This window comes from Moraxella sp., assembly GCF_024227015.1.
GTDB lineage: Bacteria > Pseudomonadota > Gammaproteobacteria > Pseudomonadales > Moraxellaceae > Moraxella.
Window position 1 is genome coordinate 1 of record NZ_JAAELD010000352.1, and the last position, 8,584, is coordinate 8,584.

The 8,584-nt window shown below is 47.9% G+C and carries 9 protein-coding genes; all 9 read right to left on the reverse strand.

Features of this window, described 5'->3' with window-relative positions:
• Positions 1 to 139: 139 nt before the first annotated feature.
• Entirely contained in the window at positions 140 to 754 is a 615-nt protein-coding gene (gene pncA, locus GY683_RS07895; protein WP_297288212.1) for a bifunctional nicotinamidase/pyrazinamidase, read from the reverse strand.
• A gap of 29 nt (positions 755 to 783) precedes the next feature.
• Positions 784 to 1,596, reverse strand: coding sequence for a ferredoxin--NADP reductase (locus tag GY683_RS07900; RefSeq protein ID WP_297288213.1), 813 nt, complete (start codon positions 1,594 to 1,596; stop codon positions 784 to 786).
• A gap of 119 nt (positions 1,597 to 1,715) precedes the next feature.
• Positions 1,716 to 3,188: an NADH-quinone oxidoreductase subunit N gene (locus tag GY683_RS07905; protein WP_297288214.1), complete on the reverse strand. Its 1,473-nt coding sequence runs from the start codon at positions 3,186 to 3,188 to the stop codon at positions 1,716 to 1,718.
• Positions 3,189 to 3,200: 12 nt separating this feature from the next.
• Positions 3,201 to 4,889 carry an NADH-quinone oxidoreductase subunit M gene (gene nuoM, locus GY683_RS07910; protein ID WP_297288219.1) on the reverse strand — a complete coding sequence of 563 codons (1,689 nt, stop codon included), beginning with the start codon at positions 4,887 to 4,889 and terminating at the stop codon, positions 3,201 to 3,203.
• A gap of 4 nt (positions 4,890 to 4,893) precedes the next feature.
• Positions 4,894 to 6,750 (reverse strand): NADH-quinone oxidoreductase subunit L, encoded by a 1,857-nt coding sequence (nuoL, locus tag GY683_RS07915; RefSeq protein WP_297288215.1) that lies wholly within the window; start codon positions 6,748 to 6,750, stop codon positions 4,894 to 4,896.
• Between the two features lie 6 nt (positions 6,751 to 6,756).
• On the reverse strand, positions 6,757 to 7,107 hold the full coding sequence (nuoK, locus tag GY683_RS07920; RefSeq protein ID WP_297288216.1) for an NADH-quinone oxidoreductase subunit NuoK: 351 nt from the start codon (positions 7,105 to 7,107) through the stop codon (positions 6,757 to 6,759).
• Positions 7,104 to 7,730 carry an NADH-quinone oxidoreductase subunit J gene (nuoJ, locus tag GY683_RS07925; protein WP_297288217.1) on the reverse strand — a complete coding sequence of 209 codons (627 nt, stop codon included), beginning with the start codon at positions 7,728 to 7,730 and terminating at the stop codon, positions 7,104 to 7,106. Before nuoJ ends, nuoK begins: the two co-directional genes overlap by 4 nt.
• Positions 7,727 to 8,275, reverse strand: a complete 549-nt coding sequence (nuoI, locus tag GY683_RS07930) for an NADH-quinone oxidoreductase subunit NuoI (RefSeq protein ID WP_029102048.1) — start codon at positions 8,273 to 8,275, stop codon at positions 7,727 to 7,729. The genes nuoJ and nuoI overlap by 4 nt, the downstream gene beginning before the upstream one ends.
• A partial coding sequence (locus GY683_RS07935; protein WP_297288218.1) for an NADH-quinone oxidoreductase subunit H occupies positions 8,276 to 8,584 on the reverse strand: 309 nt, incomplete at its 5' end.

Below are 8,584 nucleotides of genomic sequence, written 5' to 3' on the forward strand. Positions count from 1 at the left end.
CCAGTGCGTCTACCAATTCCGCCACGTCCCCAAGTTATCTATCTAGACCATCTGTCGATGTCGTCTTGATGGGCGTATTATATACGACTTTTAAAATTTGGCAAGTATTTTTTGCTAAAAATTTTAAAAATTTTACAAGTCATTGATTTAAAATATCTTTTGAATTGACAAATTTCACTCCAACCGCCGTCATATCCGCCATTGCCTTATCCAGCGAGCCGTTAATGTCTATCGGGGCGGTTGCGTCCGTGATGACCGTGCAATCAAACCCAAACTCTACCGCATCTATCGCCGTCCACGCCACACAAAAATCAGTGGCAATGCCCACCACATACACGCTTTCTATGCCCCGCTCGTGAAGATAGCCCGCTAGCCCCGTTTTGGTCGCCCTATCGGCTTCCATAAATGCTGAATAGCTGTCTATGTGGCGATGATAGCCTTTGCGGATAATCAGCTCGGCTTTATCGGCTTGTAAGTCAGCATGAAAATCAGCGTCGCTCGTGCCTTGTACACAGTGGGCATTCCACAGAACCTGCGTGCCATAGGGTAGCTCTATCTTGTCAAATGGGGCTTTGCCGTCATGATTTTGGTAAAATGAAATGTGGTCGGCAGGGTGATAATCTTGGGTCAAAATCACAGTATCAAAATGAGCAATCAAGCGATTAATCGTGGGGATAATCGTATGACTATTTGCCACCGCAAGATTACCACCGACAAAACCATTTTGAACGTCCACAACCAATAGAGCTTTCATAAATTTTCCTTTTTAGCGTCTTTTAATGCTTACCAATAATTCTCCACCGCAATATTACCCACCCCGCGGCGGTTCATGGTTAAGCCTTTGGCTTTTAAGGCTTCCTTAGTGTCATCCACCATCTGCGGATTACCGCAGAGCATCACATGTGAAGTCTCCGGGTTTAGCGATATGGTAGCATGATTTTCTAACTTACCATTAGCGATCAGCGTAGGCAGTCTGTCATGCTGACAGCCCGTCACCTCTTCGCGCGTCACGATGGGAATAAAATGAAAACGCGCTGCATTCTCCACAAGCTCGCCAAAGCCTGCCTGAAGCTCTTGAATCTTATCTATATAAGCCAGCTCTGCCTGTGTTCGGGCGCTGTACGCTAGCACGATATCGTCATACTTCTGCCAAGTGTCAAGATCACCCAGCATCGATAAAAAAGGCGCCAGCCCTGTACCTGTGGCGAGCAGCCATAGATCTTTTGGGGCGGGCTCTTGATAGCGGGCAAGAGTCAAAAAACCAAAAGGCTCAGGGTTCAAATATAGCGTATCGCCAACTTGCAAGTGCTGTAATTGACTGGTGAACGCACCATCGGGCACGACCACAGAGAAAAATTCTAAATGCTCATCATAAGGTGATGACACCACCGAATAAGCACGAAAAATCTTGGCGCTGATGGCAGGCTTGGGCTGATCGGCGTTCACCATCAATTCATCAGGAGCCACACCCAAACGCACAAACTGCCCCGCATCGAAACGAAATCCGTCCGGGCGTGTGGTGGTGAAGCTAAATAGCGTGGGCGACCAGACGGTCTTAGAGAGCACTTTGATGGGCGTGGCGTTTAGATCGGACATTGTTATTCTCTTTATGATTGATTTGGTTGTCTTAAATTTGATTTTAATTGTAACAACTTTATATAAAAAAACAAGTGCCCAACTGGACACTTGTTTCATACATCGATCAATGACTCATCTTATTGAATGATCGCAAGTCCTGCCAAATTCATCAAGCCATTTGGCAAAATACCAAAGAAGATGATGAGCGCTGTAACGACGAGCAGCATGATGCCGCCTGCCTTGATACCCCATTCGTGATGCGCGTCAAATTCTAGATGCGCTTTAGGTCTTTGATACAGCTGGGTCAGTACGCGCAGATAATAAGACAAGCCAATCGCACTACCCAAGATCACAAATAATGCCGCCCAAAAGCGCATGCCTTGCACTGATGAGAAGATGACCATGAACTTCGTCATAAAGCCTGCGGTCAATGGAATGCCCGCCAATGACAGCAACATCATGGTCAAGACAGCCGTCAAGACAGGTCTGCGCCAGAACAGTCCTTGATAGAACCTTAGATCATCCGCCTCGCCTGAGATAGACGTACGTCCACGCTCTTTATAAGGACTCGACATTAGGGTAATCACACCAAAGGCGCCGATAGAAGTCAATGCATACACCGCCATGTACATGCTAATCACGCCAGCACTACCCGCACCAACACTCAGCAGTGCAACCAAGGCATAACCAATGTGCGCCACTGAAGAATAGGCAAGCAGTCGCTTAAGGTTCGTTTGGCGAATGGCAAGCAAGTTACCCAGCAAGATCGATGCGGCGATGATTAATATCAGTACCCCATAGAATGCATTGAGTTCTGTAATCATGGTGGTCGTCAAGAAGCGGATCGCCAATGCCATCATGGCAACCTTACTTACGCTCGCCAAGAATGCCGCCACAGGTGCAGGCGCACCCTCATAGACGTCAGACACCCATGAATGAAATGGTGCCGCTGACAGCTTAAAGGCAATCGCGACCACCATCATGATCGCACCAAGTGCAAACCACATGCTCGCCTGACCATGTACAAGCGCCAGTCCAAGCTCTTTGAAGCCCAATACGCCAGTATCAGCAAAGATAAATGCCATGCCCATAAGTAGGGTGGCGGACGCTGTGGCGGACAAGACCAGATACTTAAGACCGGACTCCAACGAACGCGAACGCATGAACGCATAAGCCAGCATGCCATACATCGGCACGGATAGTAGTTCTAGCGCCATAAAGAACGATGCCAAATGCGTCGCACACGCCATCAACATCGCCCCAAGCGTGCTAATAAGCATGAGCAGATACAGCTCATCTTTATTATCAGTTAGCGTCTGGAAGTACCCATAAGCCAAAGTACAGCAAGCCAAAGATGCAATTAGAATAATCGCAATGTTAAATACAGCAAAGCCATCCACTACAAACAGCATATTCGGCGCGCCACTTGGCAACACCCCAAATGCTTGCGCGATTAGCGTGATGAGTGCGGCATTTAGTCCGATTACCGTTAAGGTCGCCGACCAAAAATGCGAACGCTTGATTGCGATGGCAAGCATGACGATCACTGCTGTCAGCGCAACGATCACCATCGGCGCAACAGACATTAAGGATTCGATTAGATGATTCATGAAATTTTCTCCTTAATTGCCATGCTTGCTATGATCGTGCTCATCGTGATTATGTTCATGATGAGCATGCCCATGATGATAGTGGTGTCCGTGGTGGTGATGTCCATGCACATGATCAGCGATGCCATGCGGCGTGTGATGCTTGGTAGGCAGTTCATCAGCATACGCCTTAGCAATCCAGCTCATCGCAGAATCAGAGGTGTTTAGCACAGGCTGAGGATACAGACCAAGCCAGACCAGCCCAATAGCAAGCACACTCAGAAGTGATAACTCGCGCTTGCCCAGATCTCTTAGGCGACCACCGTTTTCTTTGGCTAATTTTGGTGCGGTATTATCCCCAAAAAGCGCCTTATAAATCAAAATCAACGAATACAATCCGCCAAGTACAAGGCTAATCGTCGCAAGCACCACAATCACAGGATACTTATCAAACGAACCAATCAAAATCAAAATCTCACCGATAAAGTTGCCCGTACCAGGGATGCCGAGCAGTGCCGCACAGAAGAACATAAGCAGCGGTGCAAAATAGCGAAATTGACCCCACATACCACCCATCAAGTTCAGATCGCGCGTATGCAGACGCTCATACAGCTGACCTGCCATGATGAACAGTGCCGCACTAGATAAACCATGAGCGATCATTTGCACCATTAAGCCTTGTAGCGAGATGATATTACCTGCATAAATGGCAAGCAGCACAAAACCCATGTGTGAGATGCTGGTATAAGCAAGCAGACGTTTGATGTCGGTTTGGGCAAATGCCAAAAACGCCCCATAAAAAATCCCAATCGCCCCCAAAATTATCGCCACAGGGGCAAATTCAGCAGACGCGGTAGGAAATAACGGCAACACAAAACGCAGCAAACCAAACGCCGCCGTCTTAATCAAAATCCCCGCCAAGTCCACCGAACCTGCTGTTGGGGCTTGGGCGTGGGCATCAGGCAGCCAGCCATGTAACGGAAATACGGGCAATTTGACTGCAAAGCCGATAAAAAAGCACAGCATGATGGCATATTCCCATTTGCCCAAATCCAGTCCCAACAAATCATGATAAGCAAAACTTAGCACGCCTGTTTGACTAAAATGAATGATGACCAGCATCAAGATGCCGATGAGCATAATCAGCCCAGATGCTTGGGTATAAATGAAAAACTTCGTGGCGGCATATTCTTTGGTTTTGCCGCCTGTGGCGTTATGTCCCCACAAGGCAATCAAAAAGTAAATCGGCAATAGCATGAGTTCCCAAAAGAAAAAGAAAAGGAACAAATCAATCGCCAAAAAGACACCGATGACACCGCCCAATGACCATAATAGGTTAAGATGAAAAAATCCCACTCGGCGGGTAATCTCGCCCCACGAACAGCCGACCGCCATAACACCCAAAAATGCCGTCAAAGCAATCATGAGCAGCGACAAACCATCCATCGCCAGATGAAAGTTAATGCCCAAAGACTCAATCCACGGCACAATAAACTCAGCCGCCCATGGTAATGCGCCGTCCTCGGCTGCATCATTTGTTACGATAAGACTGCCAAAGTCGCCCTGTTGCCACAGTACCAAACTCACCCCAAAGGTGGCAAGCATGGCAAATAACGCTATCCAACGTGGCAATTTGTCATTTACTTTTTCAATCAGCCAACACAAAAATCCCGCCACAAAAGGAATGGCAATCAATGTCGGCAAAAGCCAATTTTGTTCCATCATCTTATACCACCATCATTATTGCCAAAAGTAGCACAACTGCCAAACCCAAGCCGAAACTTACCGCATGAGAGCCCAATCGCCCTGTTTGAGTTTTGGTCGTAAGCTTATTGCCCACGCTTGCCAATGCTGGCAAAATGTTCCAAAGCTTATCCATAGGGTCGCCCTTTAACAGCTTGCAAATCGCCAAAAACGGCTTAACAAACACAATATCATAAAGAGCGTCAAATCCAAGCCCATGATAGCACCAATAAGCAAACGCCCCACCAAAGGCAGAATTTGTCCATTTTGTCAAAATCTTACCCTTGTCAAGCACATACAAAAAGTAAGCTGCCGCCAAGCCTAGAGCGGTTACGCCCACAGCGATAATCTCGGCAGTGTGCTTGCCGTCTGTTAGGGTGCTACCAACGCTCGCTGGCAAGACATTTGCCAAAGGCGGATGAATGAGTGCCCCAAGCCCTGTGGATAGCAGCAGTAGCACCACCAAAGGCAGGGCATAGCTGATACCAGATAGCTTCTCGCCATGCGTTTTTTCTTGCCCAAAGAACACCAAATAAATCAAACGGAAGGTATAAATTGACGTTAAAAACGCCCCAAACACGCCTGCCCAAAATAGGCTCATGTGCCCTGTGGCATAAGTCTCCCACAAAATCGCTTCTTTGGAATAAAAGCCGACCGTAACAAAGGGCAAAGCGACCAACGCCCCACCACCAACGACAAACGACCAAAACACAAGGGGGATTTTTTTACGCAGACCGCCCATCTTAAAGATATTTTGCTCATGATGCGTTGAGATAATCACCGCCCCACTGGCTAGGAATAACAACGCTTTAAAAAATGCGTGCGTCATCAAGTGAAAAATCGCCACTTGCCACGCCCCCACGCCCAAAGCGATGAACATATAACCAAGCTGGCTCATGGTAGAGTAGGCAAGCACACGCTTAATGTCGGTCTGTGCCAACGCACAAAATCCCGCCACCAGCATAGACAACGCCCCTACGCCACCGACCACATACAGTAGCACGTCAGGGGTCAGCATAAAGACAGGGTGCATGCGGGCAATCAGATACACCCCTGCCGTTACCATGGTAGCGGCGTGAATGAGAGCCGACACAGGCGTGGGGCCCGCCATGGCATCGGCAAGCCAAGTATGGAGTGGAATTTGAGCCGATTTACCAAACGCCCCACCGATAAGCATGAGAGCGGTGAGCACCATGGTAGGGTTATTGACAGTAAACAGCTCAGGGGCTTTGGCGATGACAGTATGAATGTCTAGCGTGCCAAATTGTTGATACAACAAAAACAGCCCAATCGCCAAAAACACATCGCCCACACGAGTTACGGTAAATGCCTTGATTGCCGCTCGTCCATTGGCTCGGTTATCAAAATAAAAACCGATAAGCAGGTATGAGCAAATGCCCACGCCTTCCCAGCCCAGATACAGTAAGAGTAAGTTATCCGCTTGTACAAGCAATAACATACTTGCCACAAACAGATTTAGATAACTAAAAAAACGGGCAAATCCTGTCTCGCCTTTCATGTACCAACTGGCAAACAGATGAATCAAAAAGCCCACGCCTGTGATAATGGCGGTCATGGTCAAGGACAAACCGTCCAACGCCAAGCCAAATTTTGGGGCAAAACCGCCCACCGACAGCCACGTCCACAGTGTCGTAAACACCGTTTTATCACTGCTGTTCGCCAGATAATCCATACCCACAACTGCCGTGGTCAAGGCGGATAAACCCATGACCCCCACGCCGATAACTGTGGCAAGTTTTTCTGAAATTCTATCTCGCCCTGTGGCTAATATCAAAAAGCCAATCAAGGGGAAAATAAAGGTCAATGCTAACAAATTCATACCGCCCTACCCCTTTAACTTACTGGCATGATTGACATCAAGGCTTCTAAAGCGATGATAAAACTGCAAGAGTATGGCAAGCCCTATCGCCGCTTCTGCTGCCGCTAGTGTCAAGACAAAAATAAACATAATCTGCCCGTCTGCCTTGCCCCACATATTACCCCCCACCACAAAGGCAAGGGCGGCTGAGTTCATCATAATCTCTAAGCTCATGAGCATAAACAACACATTGCGTCTTGCCATAACCCCAACCAAGCCAATGACAAAGAGTATCGCCGAGACAATCAAGGCATGGTGAGCAGGCACACCAAGACTGGCAAGCTCTGCCGTTTGGATTGCCGTTTGTAAAGAACTCATGATTTACCCCCTTGTTGTTGGCTAAATACAGGTGCATCGGGCTGGCGGTTTGGTGCATCATTGTTTGGGTCATCTTGATAATGACTCACGTTTTCATCATCTAGGGCTTTTTTACCCAAATGATACGCCGCCACCAACGCCCCCAAAAGTAAAAATCCTGCCACTTCCACGAGCAAAACATATTGGGTAAATAGGCTAATGCCCACGTCCTTTACGCCAATGGTGTTATCTTGTAACATGGTGCTGTCCCCTGCGGTCAAAAACCCAACAAGCACGCCACCGATGATGAGCGTCATACAAAACGGGGTTGCCCACGCATTGGCGGTCAACCACGTCTTCTCCTCACGCGTGTCCGTGCCGAGATTCAACATCATAATGACAAACACAAACAAGACCAAAATCGCCCCAGCATAGACAATCATTTCAAGCACGCCTGCAAACGGAGCTCCGATGATAAAGAAAATCCCTGCCACCGCAAGTAAGCTGACTATCATAGACAAAATGGCATGGACGGGATTGGCGTGCGTAACCACCCTTAGGCTTGCCCAAATCGCCACCAGCGACAAGGCATAAAAGCCCACCGCATCGCCATTTGCCAAAAACGCCTTTAACACATCAATCATGGCAACAAACTCCGTACATTGACAGGCTCTGCTTCACGCTCGTGCGACCCTTTGGGCTTATCGTCCGTTGCCATGCCTGTTACTCTATAATAGTTATACTCTGGGTATTTGCCCACGCCACTAATCAGCAAATGCTCTTTTTCATAGACGAGATTTTGGCGGTTGTATTCACCCAATTCAAAATCAGGGGTCAGCTGAATGGCAGTAGTCGGACAGGCTTCTTCGCACATGCCACAAAACACGCAACGGCTAAAATTGATACGAAAAAATTCAGGATACCAGCGACCGTCTTCACGCTCCGCCTTTTGTAGGCTAATACAGCCCACAGGACACGCCACCGCACATAGGTTGCACGCCACACAGCGTTCATCGCCGTCAGGGTCTCTTGTCAGTACAATTCGCCCACGAAAACGGGGCGGTACAGGCACAGGCTGTTCGGGGTACAAAATCGTGTCTCGTGGACGCAAGGCATGAGAATTTACCATCCACATAGAGCGTACTATGGTAAATATGCCCACCGCCGTATTCTTCAAAGTTGCAAACATTTAATTCACCATCAAAATCACAAAAGCAGTCGCCAATAGGTTTAGCAAGGTTACAGGCAGACACACTTTCCAACCAAAATTCATCACTTGGTCATAACGTGGACGCATGAGCGAGCCACGAGCCAGCACAAATAAGGTCATAAAAAACAAGGTCTTAATCAAAAACCAAAACACAGGCGGAACAAAGGGCAAATCTAGGTTAAACGGGGCAAGCCAGCCCCCAAAAAACAAACACGTCATCAAGGCACTAATCACCACGACATTGACATATTCACCAATAAAAAACATACCAAATTTCATGCCTGAGTA